Origin of the sequence: Pseudarthrobacter sp. NIBRBAC000502772, from assembly GCF_006517235.1 — a bacterium.
Lineage (GTDB): Bacteria > Actinomycetota > Actinomycetes > Actinomycetales > Micrococcaceae > Arthrobacter.
In genome coordinates, this window is record NZ_CP041188.1 from 4,384,745 (window position 1) to 4,402,727 (window position 17,983).

At 66.4% G+C, this 17,983-nt stretch carries 16 protein-coding genes; 7 read left to right on the top strand and 9 right to left on the bottom strand.

The window, feature by feature from the left end; translation table 11 throughout:
• Positions 1-218: 218 nt before the first annotated feature.
• The 3 genes from NIBR502772_RS20315 to NIBR502772_RS20325 all read right to left on the bottom strand — a co-directional run bounded on the left by NIBR502772_RS20315 (position 219) and on the right by NIBR502772_RS20325 (position 3,676).
• Complete coding sequence (locus tag NIBR502772_RS20315) at positions 219-1,526, bottom strand: ABC transporter substrate-binding protein (protein WP_141142189.1); 1,308 nt, start codon at positions 1,524-1,526, stop codon at positions 219-221.
• Positions 1,527-1,791: 265 nt separating this feature from the next.
• The gene (locus NIBR502772_RS20320) at positions 1,792-2,742 is read right to left on the bottom strand and encodes a carbohydrate ABC transporter permease (RefSeq protein ID WP_141141544.1); all 951 of its coding nucleotides are present in this window, start codon (positions 2,740-2,742) and stop codon (positions 1,792-1,794) included.
• Positions 2,732-3,676: a carbohydrate ABC transporter permease gene (locus NIBR502772_RS20325; protein WP_056346294.1), complete on the bottom strand. Its 945-nt coding sequence runs from the start codon at positions 3,674-3,676 to the stop codon at positions 2,732-2,734. The genes NIBR502772_RS20320 and NIBR502772_RS20325 overlap by 11 nt, the downstream gene beginning before the upstream one ends.
• A gap of 387 nt (positions 3,677-4,063) precedes the next feature.
• Between NIBR502772_RS20325 and NIBR502772_RS20330 the strand changes: the two genes are divergently transcribed.
• The 4 genes from NIBR502772_RS20330 to NIBR502772_RS20345 all read left to right on the top strand — a co-directional run bounded on the left by NIBR502772_RS20330 (position 4,064) and on the right by NIBR502772_RS20345 (position 9,109).
• A complete protein-coding gene (locus tag NIBR502772_RS20330) occupies positions 4,064-5,254 on the top strand; it encodes an acetylxylan esterase (RefSeq protein WP_141141545.1) in 1,191 nt (396 codons plus the stop codon).
• Positions 5,251-7,371 carry a DUF6807 family protein gene (locus NIBR502772_RS20335; RefSeq protein ID WP_141141546.1) on the top strand — a complete coding sequence of 707 codons (2,121 nt, stop codon included), beginning with the start codon at positions 5,251-5,253 and terminating at the stop codon, positions 7,369-7,371. Before NIBR502772_RS20330 ends, NIBR502772_RS20335 begins: the two co-directional genes overlap by 4 nt.
• Entirely contained in the window at positions 7,368-8,540 is a 1,173-nt protein-coding gene (locus NIBR502772_RS20340; protein ID WP_141141547.1) for a Xaa-Pro peptidase family protein, read from the top strand. Before NIBR502772_RS20335 ends, NIBR502772_RS20340 begins: the two co-directional genes overlap by 4 nt.
• Positions 8,541-8,782: 242 nt before the next feature.
• A complete protein-coding gene (locus NIBR502772_RS20345) occupies positions 8,783-9,109 on the top strand; it encodes a DUF1508 domain-containing protein (protein WP_141141548.1) in 327 nt (108 codons plus the stop codon).
• A 57-nt stretch (positions 9,110-9,166) separates the two neighbouring features.
• Here NIBR502772_RS20345 and NIBR502772_RS20350 read toward each other — a convergent pair whose 3' ends face one another.
• Entirely contained in the window at positions 9,167-10,093 is a 927-nt protein-coding gene (locus NIBR502772_RS20350) for an SDR family oxidoreductase (RefSeq protein WP_141141549.1), read from the bottom strand.
• A gap of 182 nt (positions 10,094-10,275) precedes the next feature.
• Here NIBR502772_RS20350 and NIBR502772_RS20355 point away from each other — a divergent pair, with 182 nt between their 5' ends.
• Entirely contained in the window at positions 10,276-10,713 is a 438-nt protein-coding gene (locus NIBR502772_RS20355) for a VOC family protein (RefSeq protein ID WP_141141550.1), read from the top strand.
• A gap of 83 nt (positions 10,714-10,796) precedes the next feature.
• Entirely contained in the window at positions 10,797-11,228 is a 432-nt protein-coding gene (locus NIBR502772_RS20360) for a DUF309 domain-containing protein (RefSeq protein WP_141141551.1), read from the top strand.
• Between the two features lie 321 nt (positions 11,229-11,549).
• Here NIBR502772_RS20360 and NIBR502772_RS20365 read toward each other — a convergent pair whose 3' ends face one another.
• Positions 11,550-11,804: a hypothetical protein gene (locus NIBR502772_RS20365; protein WP_141141552.1), complete on the bottom strand. Its 255-nt coding sequence runs from the start codon at positions 11,802-11,804 to the stop codon at positions 11,550-11,552.
• A 186-nt stretch (positions 11,805-11,990) separates the two neighbouring features.
• Here NIBR502772_RS20365 and NIBR502772_RS20370 point away from each other — a divergent pair, with 186 nt between their 5' ends.
• Positions 11,991-12,443: a hypothetical protein gene (locus NIBR502772_RS20370; protein ID WP_141141553.1), complete on the top strand. Its 453-nt coding sequence runs from the start codon at positions 11,991-11,993 to the stop codon at positions 12,441-12,443.
• A gap of 1,032 nt (positions 12,444-13,475) precedes the next feature.
• Here the strand turns inward: NIBR502772_RS20370 and NIBR502772_RS20375 are convergent.
• From NIBR502772_RS20375 to NIBR502772_RS20390, 4 genes are read right to left on the bottom strand one after another with little or no spacing between them, the layout of a single operon-like run.
• Positions 13,476-14,927 (bottom strand): aldehyde dehydrogenase (NADP(+)), encoded by a 1,452-nt coding sequence (locus NIBR502772_RS20375; RefSeq protein ID WP_141141554.1) that lies wholly within the window; start codon positions 14,925-14,927, stop codon positions 13,476-13,478.
• Between the two features lie 60 nt (positions 14,928-14,987).
• A complete protein-coding gene (locus NIBR502772_RS20380; protein WP_141141555.1) occupies positions 14,988-16,097 on the bottom strand; it encodes a mandelate racemase/muconate lactonizing enzyme family protein in 1,110 nt (369 codons plus the stop codon).
• Positions 16,097-17,002: a 5-dehydro-4-deoxyglucarate dehydratase gene (locus tag NIBR502772_RS20385; protein ID WP_141141556.1), complete on the bottom strand. Its 906-nt coding sequence runs from the start codon at positions 17,000-17,002 to the stop codon at positions 16,097-16,099. The genes NIBR502772_RS20380 and NIBR502772_RS20385 overlap by 1 nt, the downstream gene beginning before the upstream one ends.
• Positions 16,999-17,967, bottom strand: coding sequence for an NAD(P)-dependent oxidoreductase (locus NIBR502772_RS20390; RefSeq protein WP_141141557.1), 969 nt, complete (start codon positions 17,965-17,967; stop codon positions 16,999-17,001). Before NIBR502772_RS20390 ends, NIBR502772_RS20385 begins: the two co-directional genes overlap by 4 nt.
• Positions 17,968-17,983: the final 16 nt, after the last annotated feature.

The window sequence follows — 17,983 nt, forward strand, 5'->3', positions numbered from 1 at the left end:
TGAATTGAAGTGCTCCTAGTGGACCATGAGGACCGGCACCCGTCTAGGACTCATGGCTGCCGGGGAAGCCGGACCCAGGACACAGACCTTAAACACCACAGTCCCGGCCGGAACCAAAGGTTCCAGCCGGGACTGTGGTGACCACTCGCCGTCGTACGCTTCCTGCTGAAGCTTCCTTCAGAAGCTGCACCCGGAAGAGCCCGACGGCGGCACGGGACTTAGCTGATGGCGGACTTCATCTCGTCCACGGCCCTCTTGCCGGCTTCTTCTGTGGACAGGCGGTTGAAGAGGACCTCGGAGGTGTAGCGCTTGACGATTTCCTGGATGGCGCCGGCGCCCTTCGGCGGCGGGGCCGGAGCCTCGCCGAGCTCGCCCTTGATCTGGTCGATGAACTTGACCACCTTGATATCGGCGGGGGTCAGCTTTGGCTCGATGGCGGTGCGGACGTCGGAGTTCGGGTAGACGCCGCGGTCGGCAAGCAGGGCCTCGCCTGCCTTAGTGTTGTTGGCCAGGAAGTTGATGAACTTGGCCGTTTCCACGGGGTGCTTGGTGCGCGATGACGCCGACCAGAACTGGGATGCCTTGTACCAGAGCTTGGCGTCGGCAGCCTTGCCGGTGGTGGACGGGAACCGCAGGATCTGCAGGTCGGTTCCGGCAGCCTTCTCCAGCGCCGGCAGCTGGTTGGACCACCAGAAGGCGAGCCCGTTCTTGCCCGTGGCCAGGCCACTCTGGTCCAGCGCTGCGGCCTCAGCTTCCACAACTTCCGATGCAGACGGCACAGCCTTCTTCTCGCTGAGCTCCTTCAGGAAGGCCCACCAGTCGGCGATGTCCGAGGGCTCGAATCCCAGCTTGCCGTCAGACGTGTACAGGGACTTGCCGTTCTGCCGGAGCCAGACTCCCAGCGAGGCCTCGTCCGTTCCGTAGGCGGCAGAGCCGTACGTACCCTTCGGGGACTTCCCAGTGAGTTCGGCGGAGATGCGGCCGAAGTCTTCCCAAGTCCAGGTCTTGTCGTCGGGAAGTTCAACGCCTGCAGCCTTGAAGACGGCCGGGTTGGCCAGGATGGTGGCCGCGTTGATGCCGGCGGCGATGCCGGTCAGGCCGTCTTCGCTTTTGCCGGCGTTGAGGGCTGCTTTGTCCAGCTTTGACGTGTCGACCTCGTACTTGGAGAGGTCCAGCAGGGCACCGCGGGTTGAGTACTCCGTGATGTATTTTTCGTCCATCTGGATGATGTCCGGGGCGTCGTTGGCGGCGACCTGGGTGGCCAGCTTGTCCCAGTATCCGCTCCAGTCGCCGTACTCCGGCTTGATCTTGATGTCGGGGTTCTCGGCCTCGAACGCCGCGATGGCCGCCTGCGTCAGCTGGGCGCGCTTGTCGCTGCCCCACCAGGAGAAGCGCAGCTCAACGGGCCCGCCGTCGCTCTGCGGGGAGGCTCCCCCGCCGCAGGCACCCAGGGCAAGCACGACGGCGGCTGCCGCGGCAACCACGCCCGTCTTGCGGAACCGGCGGGGTGCGCCGGTGGATGGCAACTCTGCCGTACGTTTCTTGGCATCTGACTCAGTGCGGTGAAAAAGCGCCACTGGGTACTCCGATCTTCGTTGATCTGGCTAGGGGGAAAGTAAACGAGAAAGCGTTTTCTTAGTTCTCATACTACAAGTACCTGACTTGTATTACAAGATGTTTTTCTTGCCTTGGCCTCGGCGGATCATCCACGCGACACGGCACGGCGGGATACGCCAAATGACCCGTCCCCAAGGGACGGGCCATTTGGCGGAGCAAGGTGTTTCGCTGGATCTACTTGATACCTGTGGTGGCGATGCCCTTGATAAGGAACCGTTGGCCGAAGAGGAACACCAGGAACACCGGCAGGAGGGACACGATGGACATCGCGAACAGCGATCCCCAGCTGGTGGCGGACTGCGAATCCACGAAGGCGCGCAGCGCCACCGGAACGGTGAACATGTCCGGATCCGTCAGGTAGATCAGGGCCCCGAAGAAGTCGTTCCACGTCCAGATGAAGGTGAAGATGGTGGTGGTGGCCAGGGCCGGCACCATCAGGGGCAGGATGACCCGCAGGAAGATGCGCGGGTGGCCGGCGCCGTCGATCCTTGCCGCTTCATCCAGGTCCTTCGGGATGCCGCGGATGAACTGGACCATCAGGAACACGAAGAACGCGTCCGTGGCCAGGAGCTTCGGAACGATGAGCGGCCAGAACGTGTTCACCCACCCGATCTGTGAAAACAGGATGTACTGCGGCACGATCACCACGTGGAACGGGAGCATGATGGTCAGCAGCATGATGCCGAAGAACAGCTTCTTGCCCGTGAACTGGAGCCGCGCGAACGCGTAGGCAGCCATGGAACACGAGATCAGGTTTCCCAGGATGGAGCCGATCACCACGATGGCCGAGTTGAGCATGTAGTGCCCGAACGGGTGCGTCAGCGCGGACCAGCCGTCGGTGTAGTTGCTCATCTCCAGGCTGTTGAGCCACAGGCCGGGCTCCCGGAAGATCAGCTCATTGGCCCGGAGCGATGAGACAACCATCCACAGCAGCGGGTAGATCATGAGGCCGCCGGCGAGGATCAGGATGCCATGTTTGATCAAGGCCCTGGTGCGGGCAGCCCGGCTAAAGGCGAGCGTGCCGCGGGATTCGCGGCGTTTCGCGGGCTTGCGGTGATTCGTTGGCTTACCGGCGCCGGCGGTGTTTTTGTCCGGGGCGGGCAGCGTCTGAAGCTTAGTCGTCATAGAAAACCCAATACTTTGCAGCGATGAAGTTGATGGCGGTGAACACACCGATGATGACCAGCAGGAACCACGCCATGGCGGAGGCGTAGCCCATGTCGAACTGGCCAAAGCCCTTCTGGTACAGGTACAGCGTGAAGAACATCGTGGAGTCCGACGGGCCGCCATTGCCGCCGGAAACGATGAACGCCTGCGTGAAGGACTGGAAGGATCCAATGATCTGGAGCACCAGGTTGAAGAAAATGATGGGGCTGAGCATGGGAAGCGTGATCCGCCAGAACTGCTGGAGTGTGCTGGCGCCGTCCACCTTTGCTGCTTCGTAGTACATCACCGGAATCTGGCGGAGGCCTGCCAGGAAGATGATCATGGGGGCGCCGAAGGTCCATACGTGCAGCAGGACGATGGAGCCCAGCGCGGTGCTCGGATCAGAAATCCAGCCGGGACCCTGGATGCCAAACATGGCCAGGGCCTGGTTGACCAGGCCGGTGGTGCCGAAGATCTGCTTCCACAGGATGGCAACGGCCACGGAACCGCCCAGCAGGGACGGCAGGTAGAAGACGGAACGGTAGAACGGCAGTCCGCGCAGGCCCTTATCCAGCACCAGCGCGATCAGCAGCGCCACACCGAGCTGCAGCGGGACGCCTACAAAGACGTAGGTGAACGTCACGCCCAGCGAGTTGTGCAGCCGGGCGTCGGCGAACATACGGATGAAGTTGTCCAGCCCCACCCATTCCGGCGGCTGGAGCAGGTTGTAATCCGTGAAGGACAGGTACAGGGACATCAGCATCGGACCGACGGTGATGGCAACAAGGCCCACCAGCCATGGCAGCAAGAAGATGTAGGCGGCCTTGTTGTCCCGGCCGTTCGCTTTTTTCTCCGCTGCCGTCATGGGGCCTTTACGGCGCTTGAGGGTGCTCAGTTCGCTGATGGCACTCATTGCGGCAACTCCGTTTCACGCAGCAGATCCGCTGCGGCCGGCATTCCTGCCGGGCACGGCGTCCTGGGTATGTGTCTAGCGGCCATGTGGCCTCCTTTGGTCATCGTGGCCCTCCACGTCTGGGTTGATCGCACTGGGCGATCCATATTTGCACCGTCTCCGGCGGCGGACTCACTTGGGGTGCAGCTGTCCGGATCCGGCCTCCGTCACGCGGGACGTTGAAAGCGGCTCCGTACCAAAGTAAACGGTTTCTTGACTCCTGTATAGCCCTTTGTTAGTTTTTGAGAAAGCGTTTTCTGCCACCGGATCACTTTACCCACAGTTCAACATCCGTCCCGATCCGCCGCGCCTTCAACCCTCCCGTCCACCCGAACAACAGGCAGGTCAGTGAGCAAGGATTCCCGGCCGGTCCGGCCCAGCGCCATTGCAGGCTACGAGAACTGGCCTGCCTACGTCCGTGACCGGCTGCGCTACCAGGCCGCCACACCAGCCGCGCAGGACCTTTCGGACGCCCTGGGCGTTCCGGCAGTTGTTGTCCCGGCGGACGTCACCGTCCACTGGGAGGGAACGTACGACGGCGTCACCACCTCCCAGCTCAGCTGGCAGTTGGGCTTCGGTCCCCGCACCACGGGGTGGCTGATGCGGCCGGCCGCGAGTTCCGGGCCGCTGCCCGGCGTGCTGGCCCTGCACTGCCACGGCGGAAACAAGTTCGGCGGAGCGGACCGGCTGGTCACGCTCCCCGAGCCCCACCCCTCCGCGGCGGAAGCCCGCACCGGGCACTATGAAGGGCGCGCACTGGCCACAGATGTCGCCCGCCAGGGCTTCGCCGTCCTGGCCCACGACGCCTTCTCGTGGGGCAGCAGGCGCTTCGACCTGTCCACCCCGCCGTGGCGGACGGAATCCGCACTGGAGGCGAGGAATTCGCAGTGGCGGGAGGCCGGCGTCGTACCTTCCGACGCCGAACTGTACAACGCCGCCGCGGGAATCCACGAGGACACCGTGGCCAAGGCCGCGGGCCTGCTGGGCACCAGCCTGGCGGGGATGGTGGCCCACGATGACCTGGCCGCCCTGGAGATCCTTGCCGGCCTGCCGGGGGTGGACGCGGAGCGGCTGGGGTGCATCGGGTTCTCCGGCGGCGGCGGCCGGGCACTGGCCCTGGCGGTCCTCAGCCCGCGGATCCGGAACTACGTGGTGACGTGCATGATGGCCACGTTCCATTCGCTGCTGCCCGCCTACCTGGATGCCCATTCCTGGCTGCTCCAGACTCCTGGCCTCTGGACGCTGGGCGACTGGCCGGAACTGACCGGCAGATCCGCCGCACAAGGACTACTGGTGCAGTACGCGCTGGCCGATGAGCTGTTCCCGGAAGAAGGGATGCGGGACGCCCACCGGATCCTGGAGTCCCTGCACCGAGCCGGCTCCTACACCGGGAGTTTCTGGCCGGGCGGGCACGTTTTCACGGTCGAGATGCAGAATGAAGCCATCAGCTACCTGTCCAGGACCCTGGGCGCAGCGGGACCCGCCCGCCCGCAGCCTTTCGCCACGTCCAACCCCTTAGCCACCGAGGACCCCAGATGATTCAGCAATCCGCCCCCGCGGCGTCCGCTAGCTCCGCAGCGGCAGGTGACGTTCCGGCGACCCTCCCGCGCATTGCCCTCGTGGGGGTGCACGGCTTTGGCGAGTCGCACCTGGCCAACCTCGCCAGGCTCGAGCAAGCCGGGGCCCTGCAGCTGGTGGCAGTGGCGGACCCCAACCCGCCGGAAACGGGCACGCTGGCCGGGTCCGTGGCCGTCTTCAACACCCTGGACCAGCTGCTGGCGGCCGGGCCGGTCCCGGACGTGGTCATCCTGGCCACCCCCATCCAAACCCACGCTCCCCTGGCCCTGGCGGCGTTGGCCGCCGGTGCCGACGTGTACACGGAGAAGCCGCCGGTGGCATCCATGGCCCAGTTCCAGGACGTGCTGGCCGCCGCCGAATCCGCTGGCCGGCTCGTGCAGGTGGGCTTCCAGAGCCTGGGCTCGCTGGCCCTGCCGGAAATCCGGAACACCATCGCGACCGGCGGCATTGGAGAGGTGCTGGGACTCAGCGCCACCGGCATGTGGCTCCGGACCAGGGGCTACTTCAAGCGCTCCCGGTGGGCCGGCAAACGCAGCCTGGACGGCATCGACGTGGTGGACGGTGTGGCCACCAATGCCTTGGCGCATGCCGTTGCCACCGCCCTGAACATGGCCGGCGCCCACACGGTGGCCGACGTCGCTTCCGTGGAGACGGATCTTTACCGCGCCCACGACACCCAGAGCGACGACACCTCGGTGATCCGGGTGCGCACCGCCGCCGGAGCCACACTGCTGTGCGCACTCACCCTCTGCGCCCCCGAACAGCAGCGGCCCTCCGTCACGGTCCACGGGACGAAGGGGGACATCACGTTTTTCTACACCGAGGACGAACTGGTCACCACCACGGCGGACGGCGAGCGCCGGGAGACGTTCGGCCGGACCGACCTTTTGGAGAACCTGCTCGCTGCCCGGGCGGCCGGCGCTCCCCTGCACGGCACTCCCCTTCTCAGCGCGCTGCCGGATGCCGGCGCATTTATGTGTGTGCTGGAAGCCATCCGTACCGCCCACGCGCCCCTGGAAATCGACGCCGGCCATGTCAGCTGGGAGGGCGACGGCGATGATGCCCACCCCGTGGTCCACGGCATTGCCGCGCTGATCGAACGCGCCACCAAGGCGCAGGCCACCTTCGCCGAGCTGGGCGTCCCCTGGGCCCGCAGCCTGCCCCCGGTCCGGACCTTCGACCTTGCCGGGCATCCCGTGGCGGACTATCAGGACGGCAGCCGCATCCGCGCCGTGTCCTCTCCCCGCCCGTACCTGCACCCCGTCCGCACCCTGGCCGGGACCGTTGTGACGGACCACCAGCCGCTGGACCACGTGTGGCATCTGGGGGTGGGGGTGGCCCTCCAGGATGTGGACGGCGTCAATTTCTGGGGCGGGCGCACCTACACCCGGGCGGCCGGCGAGTACGTCTGGCGCCCGGACCACGGCAGCATCGTCCGCGCGGACGAACCGTCTCCCGGCGAACCGTCCGCCGCGGAGGGCGAGCTGACCGAGAACCTCGCCTGGAACGGGCCCGACGGCGCTCCCGTCCTGACCGAACAGCGCACCTGGACGTGGGCCGCCGTCGGGCCTTCCGCCTGGCGCCTCACCCTGGACTTTGCACTCTCCCCCGCCGGCAACCAGCCGGTGAGCCTGGGCAGCCCCGGTTCCAACGGCCGGGTTGGGGGCGGTTACGGCGGGTTCTTCTGGCGGCTTCCGGAATGTTCCGGGGCGCGCGTCTGGACGCCTTCGGGGGCGGGTGAGTCCGCCGCGCACGGGAGTGTCGCACCGTGGCTCGCGTGGTCGGGCGGGTTCACGGGAACGTTCGACGGCGGGGAAGCCGGCGGCGGCGAGGCCGGCGGCGGCGAGGCCGGCGGAGCGGCCACCCTCGTGTTCGTCGCCGCCGCGGATTCAACGGACCCGTGGTTCGTCCGCGTGGACGGATATCCGGGAGTTGGCCAGTCGCTGGCCTGGGACGCGCCGGTCATCGCCGAACCCGGCAGCACGGTTCGCCGCAGCGTCACCGTGTTCATCGCCGACGGGATTTTGGGTACGGAAGACATCGAGACATTGATCAACACACAGGGGGACAACTCATGAGCCAGACAACCACCGCTGCCAAACCGCCGTCGCAGCTGACTGAAGCCACGACGTTTGCGGGCCAGGGCCGCCGCACACCGCCCGCCTCTACCGCGGACCGTGCCATCAAGCGGCGACGCGTCCTGGACATTCTGGATGCCAAAGGGCAGGACTCGTTGCTGCTGACCACGCACACGGCGCTGGCCTGGTACCTGGACGGCAGCCGCGTCCACATCAGCCTGGCCGGCGACCCCATCGCCGCGCTGCTGGTGGACCGGGACGGCGACCACCTGGTGACGTTCAACAACGAGGCGGGGCGGATCGCGGCCGAGGAGCTCCCCGCCGGGGTCGCCCTCCACACCGCGCCCTGGTACGGGAACCTGCACGAGGTTGCCGCCGCCGTCGGACATTCTTCCGGAGGGGGTGCCGACGTGGGCTCCGGCACCCCGCTGGCCGAGGCCTCGGTGGCCACCGAGCTGAGGGCTGCCCGGCAGCAACTGCTGCCTGGCGAGTCCGCCCGCTACGCCCATCTCAGCGCGGAGCTGGCCGGCATCATGACCGATGTCCTGTCCACGGTCCGCCCGGACACCACCGAATTCGAACTGGTGTCCGCCCTGGCCGCGCGCGTGGTTGGCGCGGGCGCGGAGCCGCTGGTGCTCCTGTGCAACGGCAGCTCGCGGAGCGACTTCCGGCACCCGCTGGCCACCCACGCGCCCCTCGGACGCCGCGCCATGGCCGTGGTGTGTGCTCGCCGGGACGGCCTGGTCGCGAACATCACCCGCTGGGTAAGGTTCGACGCCGGGACCCCCGAAGAGCGCGACGCCGAGTCCCGGATCGCCGCCGTGGAGGCGGACATCTTCGACGCAACCTTCCCCGGTGCCAGGCTGGACCGCGTCTTCGCCGAGATCAAGGCCGCCTACGCCCGCCACGGCTTCGGCGCGGAGCAGTGGGAGCAGCACCACCAGGGCGGACCGGCAGGCTATGCCGGACGGGATCCGCGCGTCACCGCGGCCACCACCGACACCGTTGTGCTCAACCAGCCGTTCACCTGGAACCCGTCGGGACCCGGAGTGAAGGTCGAGGACACCGTCCAGCTCACCGAGTCCGGCATGAAGGTCCTGACGGTGGATGACCGCTGGCCCGCTGCTACCGTGAACGGCCTCAAGCGGCCGGTGACACTGCAGTTGTAGGCCCCGCCGTTAGACGGCTGGAGAAGCCCCGGGACGGTCGTCCCGGGGCTTCTCCAGGGTCGGTGATCGAACGGGGGGTCTTGTGGCACAGGCTGTCTTGAGCGAGACTCATTGAGCACGCGATGAACTCATCATTTGGATTGCAGGACAAAACCAGCGGGAAGGGGACGCAACGGCGCGTCCGTTTCTGCTCCGTGGCAACGACGCCGCGGGGCAGAGCCCGCAGACCGGGAGGATTTGATATGGCCGGAATGTTCGAACTGTTCATTGACGCGGAGTCGTATTTCAGGTTCCGTCTGACCGCGCCGGATGGCACCGTGATGGCAGTGTCCAAGGCCTTTGACAACAAGACCGCAGCTGTTGCCGGGATCGCCGCCGTGCGTGAGTACGCCGGCATGGGACTGATTGCCGATGTTTCCCCGACGGAGCGAAGGGCCACGCCGCCGGAGGCACGTGACGTCGCTGTCCAGGTTCGTGAAGTCCGGCGCATTCCGGCTGCTGACATTCACGCACGTTCCCGGGAAATCCACCGGACCCCCAGCGGACGTCGATGGGCCGGCGCAGTTTAACGCTCTCGACTCCGACAACCCGGCCCGGGCCCGGGACCGACGTTGACGTCGCCGTAGTTAGTGCGCGCTCCAGCCATCGGGCTGCAAACCATCTATGTCGGTGAATCCGTACTCTCTGGCAAGTTGAGCGGAGCTGACCGACTGCTGGTTCCATTTCGCGCGGTCAGGGTCCGCTGCCAGCGCGGCTACGGCCCGACCGACATAGCGGGGTGACTCCGAGAAAGCGAAACCCGCGGGGGCGTCTGGGTATCCGCCCACCAGGCCGGGGTCCAAAGCGTCGCGCCAGTTGGATTCGGTGACTCCGAAGCGATCGAGCATCATCTCCGACCGAAGCCATCCAGGCGTGATGGCGATCGCCGTGGCTCCGTGCGGTTCCAGTTCGTGGCCTTGAGAAAAGGCCAACCGATTGACCGCGACCTTGGCCAGGTCGTAGAACACCGAGATCCGGTACTCAATGGCGTTGAATTTGGTAGTCCCATCGGTGACCTCAATAAGAAGTCCCCCACGCTTGGTGATTAGCAACGGAAGCAGATGGTGCGAGGTGATCAGATGAGTGTCAATGCCTAGTCGCAGGATGCGCAGCCCTTTGTCTAGGTCGTGCTCCCAAATAGGGGTGTTCCACTCTGCTGGGCCACCTTTCAGGACCTCAGCACCCCAGATGTCGTTGACCAGCACATCGAGACCGCCATATTCAGTTCGGATCCGCTGGGCCAAGCTTCGGACCTCTCCGGAGTCGAGATGATCGACCTGGATGGCGACCCCGTCGCCGCCAAGCTGTGTGACCAGATCGGCCGTCTCCTCAATCGTCTCGGGCCGGTCGTAGTCCGACCTGCTTCTGCCGGCCGCACTGCTGCGTCCAGTGCAGATTACCGTCGCCCCGGCTTCACCCAAAGCAGCTGCTATGCCGCGTCCAGCGCCTCGGGTCGCTCCTGCGACAACTGCAACTCGGCCTCGCAGGGCATCAGCATCCGGGGACCAGTGCATGGTTTCAGTGTGGCGACAGGATGCAGGGCAGGCAAGACCGCCTCGCTCATGGACGTTTCGGCGGCTGAGCGTCTTCATCGTTCCGTCAGCCCATCGGCTTGGGGGCAATCGTCCCGGAACTTGTTCAGTCGAGTTCCGGCTCGCCACTGGAGCTAATCTGTCCGCCTTGGTAGCTTCAACGCATGGCCATCAAACTTGAGAACGTCGGTATCGCCGTTCGCGACCTCGAAGCAACAATCGCCTTTTTCACCGACCTCGGGCTCACGGTCGTCGGCCGTGACACCGTCAGCGGCGAGTGGGCCGACACTGCCGTCGGGCTTGATGGCAACCACGCGAAAATTGCGATGCTCCAAACCCCGGATGGTCAGGGCCAACTGGAACTCTTCGAATACATCCACCCCGAAGCGATCGAGACCCACCCAACCCGGCCCAACGACATCGGCATGCACCGCGTGGCCTTCTCGGTGGACGACATCGACCAAGCCCTTGAGATCGCCGCGAAGCACGGATGTACACCGCTACGCGGCGTCGCGACCTACGGTGACGTCTACAAACTCACGTACCTCCGCGGACCCAGCGGAATCCTCGTAATGCTCGCCCAGGAACTGAAGAAAATCTGACAACGGATGTTCGAAGGGCCGAGCCGTAGCATTGGGCAGATGAAGGTTAGCAAGGTCCACGGACTCTCAGAGCGGAAACTGCAATGACCGGCGACAGGGATCGCGATGCTTCAAGGCGCCCCCGGCAGGCCCGGCCACGTGACGCTCTTGGACGGCCGCTGCCGTACGGAAGCGCTGGCGTGGAGCCGGTCTCGGAGGAGCCGCTGCCGCCGGCGGAGACGTTGGTCTCGGCCCGGAGCTTGGTGGAAGCGGGCCGGCCCTTCGCCGCGCATGAGGTACTTGAGGCCCGATGGAAAGCTGGGCCGGCCCAAGAACGCAACCTTTGGCAAGGTCTTGCCCAGATCTGCGTCGGGCTCACCCACGCCGCCCGGGGGAACAGCGTTGGCGCGCTCCGGCTCTTCGAGCGCGGTGCGGCCCGACTCGAGGAGTACGGTTCAGGCGACGGGCCGACCTACGGGCTCGATTTGTCCGCCGTTGTGAGTTGCGCGCGTGATCGGATGGACACCGCCCGCTGAGCTCGCGACCAGCATCCTCGCGGCAGGCGGCGGAGGCACTATCTCCGAGAGACTGCTGAGAGTTTACTTGACCATTAACTTGTCCCATAAGGGGAACCCTGAGCGGACAGTTTTATGGGCGGAGCGAATGCGACCGTTGCCGGTCGGCAGTTGCCTTCCGTCTTTTCCGGCGCTGTCGGCATTGCGACACAGTGCCCGTCCAACCCGGCGGGCCCAGCTCGCCGTGTTCCTCCAGCCTCGGCAGCCAGAGGTCCATCGTCGCGGCCAGGTACTTCCCGGAGGGCCGGCCCGCGAGGTTCCAGATGCGAATCAGTGAGCGTGTCATACCCGTACGGCCGCGGCTTGCGCGCCCCCGCCTTGGCCGGGCCCTTGCGCTTCTTGGCCGTCAGGCCCGTCGCGCGTTGGCCGCGACCAGCCCGTCGTCGCGACCAGATGGTCCAGCATCACACCCTTGGCCTTCTTGGACGCCTTGGCGTACTCCGCGGCGTGCTTCTTCGTGATCTCCCGGCGCGCACCCATCGACAATGACTGACCCATCTGCCGAGCCCACCGCCGCGCCCGGACGGTGGCCGGCATTTCGCGAGCATTTATCAGACGAGGCACGCACCCCATTTCGCGAGCACTTTAGATGAGTCTTGTCGCGACGTGTTGGGCCGGAGTATAAGTGGGAGCCTGAGCAGTAGTCCAGCTGGGGCGCATTGTCGCATGGCGCCCCTAGGCAGGATTGGATAACAAACTAGGAGGATTACCATGGTTCGCCGCATGCTTGTCGTACTTCTGGCCGCAGCCCTGATGTGGGTCGGAGCACCGGCCTTCGCCGCCGGACCCATAACGGAGACCATCAACGAGAAGGGTCTCGTCGAGACCTTCGTTGACGTGGTGCCCAGCTGCGAAGGGGGCGGGCCGCTTTACACGATCACTGCCACCAGCAACTTCGTGCTCCACGAAACGATCTTCGCTGACGGCCGGGTTCACGCCACGTTCACCCAGACAGGGACCTTCGTCGCCGTGCCGGTCACGGCGGGCCTTCCGAGCTACACAGGCAAGTTCACGGTCTGGGGCGGCTTCAACGACAACGGCAAGGTCGTCGAAGGCACATTCACCTTCAACGTGCGCGGGACAGGCTCTGACGGGTCGACATTCAAGAACCATGTCAACGAACACTTCAACGTCCGACCGAACGGCACGGTCAACGAATTCTTCAACTGCCACTGAGAGCCCGACGCGACCGATGCCCCGCCGGCCCCACATCGGACCGGGCGGGTGGAGCATCGCGACTGGCTCCCAAGATCGACTCACTCCGCTCCGCATGACGCTGTCTGGAGGGTGACGTACATCCACGGGCGGGCGAGGTCGAGGTAGACCTTCTGTCGGGAGAGTGCGCTCGTCGGTTTGCCGTCCCGTTGAGGGAAGCCCCTACGGGACACATGAGGAAGGGTTCTCGGGTGATGGCGATGTCCGGTCCCTGAATCGCTTTCCAGAGCATGCTGTGGTTCTGGCTCGGCACGCGTCGCAGGAGGAAACCTAGTCAGCGTTGTATGGGGTGTCCGAACAGAGTGACTCCCCATTCCGGGTTCTGCAGGACGATACCGGCCTCCTGTTGCACGAACTGGAACGGGTCCTGGAGATACTTTGCCATCCGCTTCTGTTCCTCGTCCCACGAAGCCGCAGGTGCCCACAAGACTTTCCAGGGTTCCCGGACCTGGCGTGATGGTTTGGCCGACGATGGTGACTCTAAGCGCGTATGAAGCGCAGGGGATCCGCACGGACATCCATGGACTGCCGCCCACGCTGGCGAACCTGATGGCGTAGTCGCCGGAGCTCACCCCCGGACTGGAGGGTACGTCGGCCGGGACCATGGAGCCGGAAGTGAAGTACTGGCACTCCAGCACTCCGTTGGTCAGAGCGTCTTTCGGACTTTGGCCTAAGCAGTCGTCGGCGCCCGGACTGGCAGGGGCTGGAGGCGCCGTCGGAACCGGCGCGAGAGTCATGCCCGGCGGCAATTCGGCTGTCGATAAGGGTGAGGCCGCGATGGCAGCCGGCTCGGGGACCGTTTGGTGGTTGGATGGACCGGTTGGCGGGACCGACCCGCATGCGGCGGTGACGGCCGCTAAGGCGAGGCCCGCCATCGGCAACAGCACTTTCCTGTGTCCCCCATTACCACCGGTTCCCCAGATGCAACCATGCCCCGGACACTACGTGTCCGGGGCCCGTTGTGACAGCGCCCCTATAGTGGCCCGCGAACATTTACGGAAGAACCAGTTCACCGTCCACGCGGCGCGGGATGCCCAGCGGGTTGCTTTCGCGCAGCGCCGGGTGCAGCACCGTTTCGGGAGCGTCCTGGTAGGCGACAGGGCGCTGGAAGCGGCGGACCGCCGTCGCGCCCACCGAGGTGAACAGGGACGTGGTTGCCGGGTACGGGCCGCCGTGCTGCTGCGCCCAGTTCACGGCGACGCCGGTGGGCCAGCCGTCGAACAGGACCCGCCCGGCAAGGCCGGACAGCTGCTCCACGAGAACCGCGATGTCCTCGCCCGGCTGGGCGTGGACGGTGGCGGTTAGGCTGCCGGGAACCTTGGCCAGGACGGCGGAGAGTTCTTCCTGGTCAGAGTATTCGATCAGCATCGTGGTGGGGCCGAAGCACTCCTCCAGCAGCTCGTCCGGGCGCTCCAGGACATTCGCTGCCGAGGTGGAAAACACCACCGGCGCTGCGCCGTCGAGGGTTGCGTCCTGGTCCGCGGTGCCGCTCACGATGGTCACGTCGGGCAGCGAAGCCACGTTGCGCAGGCCCTCCGGGTAGGCGTCGGAGATCCGGGTGGTGAGCATGGCCGCCGTCGGCTTGTCCTTGCTGGCCTCAGCCAGTTCCGCGGCGAATTCTGTGCCCGCCGGGATGAAGACCAGGCCGGGCTTGGTGCAGAACTGGCCAGCGCCCATGGTGAATGATGCTGAAAGTCCCGCCGCGAGCTGGCCGGAACGTTCGGCCAGCGCGGCCGCGGTGATGACCACCGGGTTCAGGCTGCCCAGCTCGCCGTAGAACGGGATGGGGTCGGGCCGCGAAACCGCGAGGTCAAAGAGCGCCCGGCCGCCCGGGATGGACCCGGTAAAGCCCACGGCCTTGATGGCGGGATCCTGCACCAGCGCGGTACCCACCTCGCGGCCTGCCACCAGCGCGAACAGCCCCTCCGGCGCTCCGGCCGAACGCAGGGCCGCGGTGACCACTTCGGCCGTCCGCTCGGACAGCTTCAGGTGGCCCGAGTGGGCCTTGACGATCACCGATGAGCCCACAGCCAGGGCCGAAGCGGTGTCGCCGCCGGCCACCGAGAACGCGAACGGGAAGTTGGAGGCCGAGAAGACTGCCACCGGTCCGATGGGACGCAGGATGCGGCGCAGGTCCGGCTTCGGCGGGGTGGCTGAGGGGTCCGCGTGGTCAATCACGGCTTCGAGGTAGGAGCCTTCGGTGATCACGCGTGCGAACAGCCGCAGCTGGCCGGAGGTGCGGGCCACCTCGCCGGTCAGTCGGACGGTGCCGAGGCTGGTCTCCGAATCGGCGATCTCCACCAGTTCGGCCACGTTGGCGTCCAAGGCGTCGGCGACGGCGGTAAGCCAGCCTGCGCGCTCGGCATCGGAGGCGGCAGCCGCGATGGAGGCCGCCCGGGTGGCGGCGGCCGTGAGCTCGGAGAGGGAAAGGGTTGCAGTTGTCACTGGGGTACCTGAATTTCGTCGGGAGGTGTTGTGTCTGCGGTCAGTCGTGATTGCAGGCTGTCAGCCCTGCGGGTTCTCGGTGAACCGGAAGCCAAGTCCCGGCTGGTCCGTTAGCGTGAGGCGGCTGTTGCTGAAGCGGACCGGCGCGGGCCCGGCCAGGATGCCCAGCTGTTCGAAGGACGCATCTTCCACGTCCTCCACCAGGGTGGGCTCCGCCAGGGCAAGGGCCAGCTGTCCGGACAGCTCCGGCAGCAGGTGCGGCATCACGCGGATGCTGTTGGTCCGGGCCAGCTCCACGATCCGCCGGAACGGCGTGATGCCGCCGACCCGGATGATGTTCGGCTGGATGATGTCCACTGCCTCCGCCTCAATAAAATCGCGGAAACGGTAGATGGTGTGCAGGTTTTCGCCCAGGGCGATGGGCACGGGTGAATGCCTCCGCAGCCTGCGGTACGCCCAGAGGTCGTCCGCGCGGAGGGGCTCCTCGAGCCATTCCAGCCCGTACTCCGCGAGCACGTCCAGGGCCTTGAACGTAGTGGGCAGGTCCCACCGCTGGTTGGCATCGATCATCAGCTTCCGGTCCGGTCCGAGGACGGAACGGACTGCGGCGACGCGCTCGGCGTCCTCGCGGATATCGGGCTTGCCCACCTTGATCTTGACCGCCCGGTGGCCCGCGGCGATCCAGCGCTCCGTCTGTGCCACCAGCTCCTCCAGCGTGTAGTGGAGGTTCACCCCTGAGCCGTACACCTCCGCGGACTCGTGCCGCTGGCCCAGCAGGCCCGTGACCGACGTAGCGGCACGGCGTGCCTGGAGGTCCCAGAGGGCGAGGTCGACGCCGGCCATGGCGATGGTGGTCAGTCCCCCGCCGCCGGCCTCATGCAGCCGCTTCCACAACGTATCCCACACCGTCTCCGGGTTGGCGGGCAGCCCCGCAATGAAAGGTGCGATGTCGTAGTCGAGGAGCGCTTTAACGGCCTGTGGGCCGATAGTGGGCGTCCACGAAAAACCGTGCCCCGCGCCGCCGTCGTCCGTCTGGATCTCCGTGACGATCACGTGGTTTTCCGGGGCTTCCACTCCCCAGCTGCGGCGCAGCGGGACAGTCAGGAGGCGTGTGGTCAGACCGGTAATGAGCGGAGCGGTCCGGACGGAATCGAGCGCGGGCGCACTCATCAGCGGCCGGCCAGCTCGTAGCCCTTGGCCAGGATGGACTTCAGCTGGAGCAGCTGGTCCTCGGTGGGGTCCACCAGCGGCGGACGGACCGGGCCAACAGGAAGTCCGCCCAGCCGCAGGCCGGCCTTGACCAACGAGACGCCGAAGCCGGGGGTCTGGTCCCGGAGCCGCACCAACGGAGCGTAGAAGCCCTCCAGCAGGGCGTTGCGGCGGTCCTCATCGCCGGCCATGTAGGCGTCATAGTAAGCCTTGGCGATTTCCGGTGCCATGGCGAATGCCGCCGAGGAGTAGAGCGGGATGCCCAGTCCGCGGTAGGCGCCCTGGGTCAGTTCGGCGGTCAGCAGGCCGTTGAAGAAGGCGAAGTCCTCGCGCCCCGTGGCGCGGACCGCGGACACAATCTCCTGGGCCAGGCCCACATCGCCCAGCCCGTCCTTGAAGCCGATCACTTTGGGGTTGGCGGCGAGCCGGACCATGGAGGCGGCTGTGAACTGGGCGTTGCCGCGGTGGTACACGATCACCGGCAGGCTGCTGGCGCCGGCCACTGCCTCGATGTACGCCACCAAACCGTCGGTGGGGCCGGTGACCAGGTACGGCGGCAGGACCAGGAGTGCATCGGCGCCGGCTTCCTCGGCCACACGGGCGGCAGCAAGGGCGTGCCCCAGCGGCCCGCCGGCTCCGGCCACCACCGGAACCTTCCCTGCCACAACCTCGACGGCGGCGGTCACCACGGTGCGCACCTCGTCGATGCTCAGGGCGTGGAATTCGCCGGTGCCGCAGGCAGGAAACACGCCGCCGGGTCCGAACGGCAGCCGCGAGCCGATGTGCTCCTTGAGGAGCTCCACATCCACGGTGCCTTCCGGCGTGAACGGGGTGACGGGAAAGAACAAAACGCCGTCGAATTTCATGATGTCTCCTTGGCACCGCTGCCGGCGCTTACCAGCCGGGCGGATGTCTCGTCGTTGAGGTGGTTGGTTGTCTTCAGTTCGGTCCGCCAGCTGCGCTTGGGTTCCCAGCCGAGCAGTTGACGGGCCTTCGCGATGGAGAAGGCCGGGCTGGTGCCGGTCAGGCCGGCGGCGAGGGCCTCGCTGCCGGGCAGGAAGCGGGGCATCAGCTCGGCCAGCGGTGCCGTGGCGAGGGCATCAGCGGCCCCCACAAAGAACGTTTCGCCGTTCGGGATGGTATCCATCTTCTGCAGGAGCACGTCCAGGAAATCGGCCACATCGCGGGCGTCCACGTAGTTGAACAGCGCCGGCGCGGACAGTGCGGGATCGGCCAGCCGTTCGGCCAGGGTGTGGCCCTGCTGTGTGGGCGCGCCGTCCCATTCCTCCGGTGAGATGACGTAGCACGGGCGGAAGGCGGCGTACCGGATCTTCTCCCCCTGCGCCGCGGCGAACATCTGCACGGTCTGCTCGGCGATCAGCTTGGACAGCGCGTAGGCGTTCCAGGGCTTTGGCACCGTGCGCTCATCCAGCGGGAAGCTGTCCGGCAGCCAGCCGGCCGGGCAGCCGTAGCCCAGCACCGTGGGGCTGCTCGCCGTGACGATCTTGCCGATCCCCAGTTCCGTGGCCGCGCTGATGACGGCGAAGGCCATGCGGGTGTTGGTGGCGAAGATGACGTCCTCCGGCGCGCTGAAAGGAACGGCGATCGCCGCAAGGTGGATGACGGCGTCGGGCATGGTCTCCCGGAGGAGGCGCAAAGCCTCGCCCGGGGCCAGCAGGTCGCCGGTTTCCTGCACAACGCCGGCCGGCAGCTGGTCCGTCGGGATGGCGTCGCGGTCCACCGAGATGACCTCGTGGCCCGCTTCCGCGAGCCCCGCCACGACGCTGCGCCCCAGGCGGCCGGAGCCGCCGGTGACAAAGATCCTGCTCATGTTGGTTCCTTTGGGA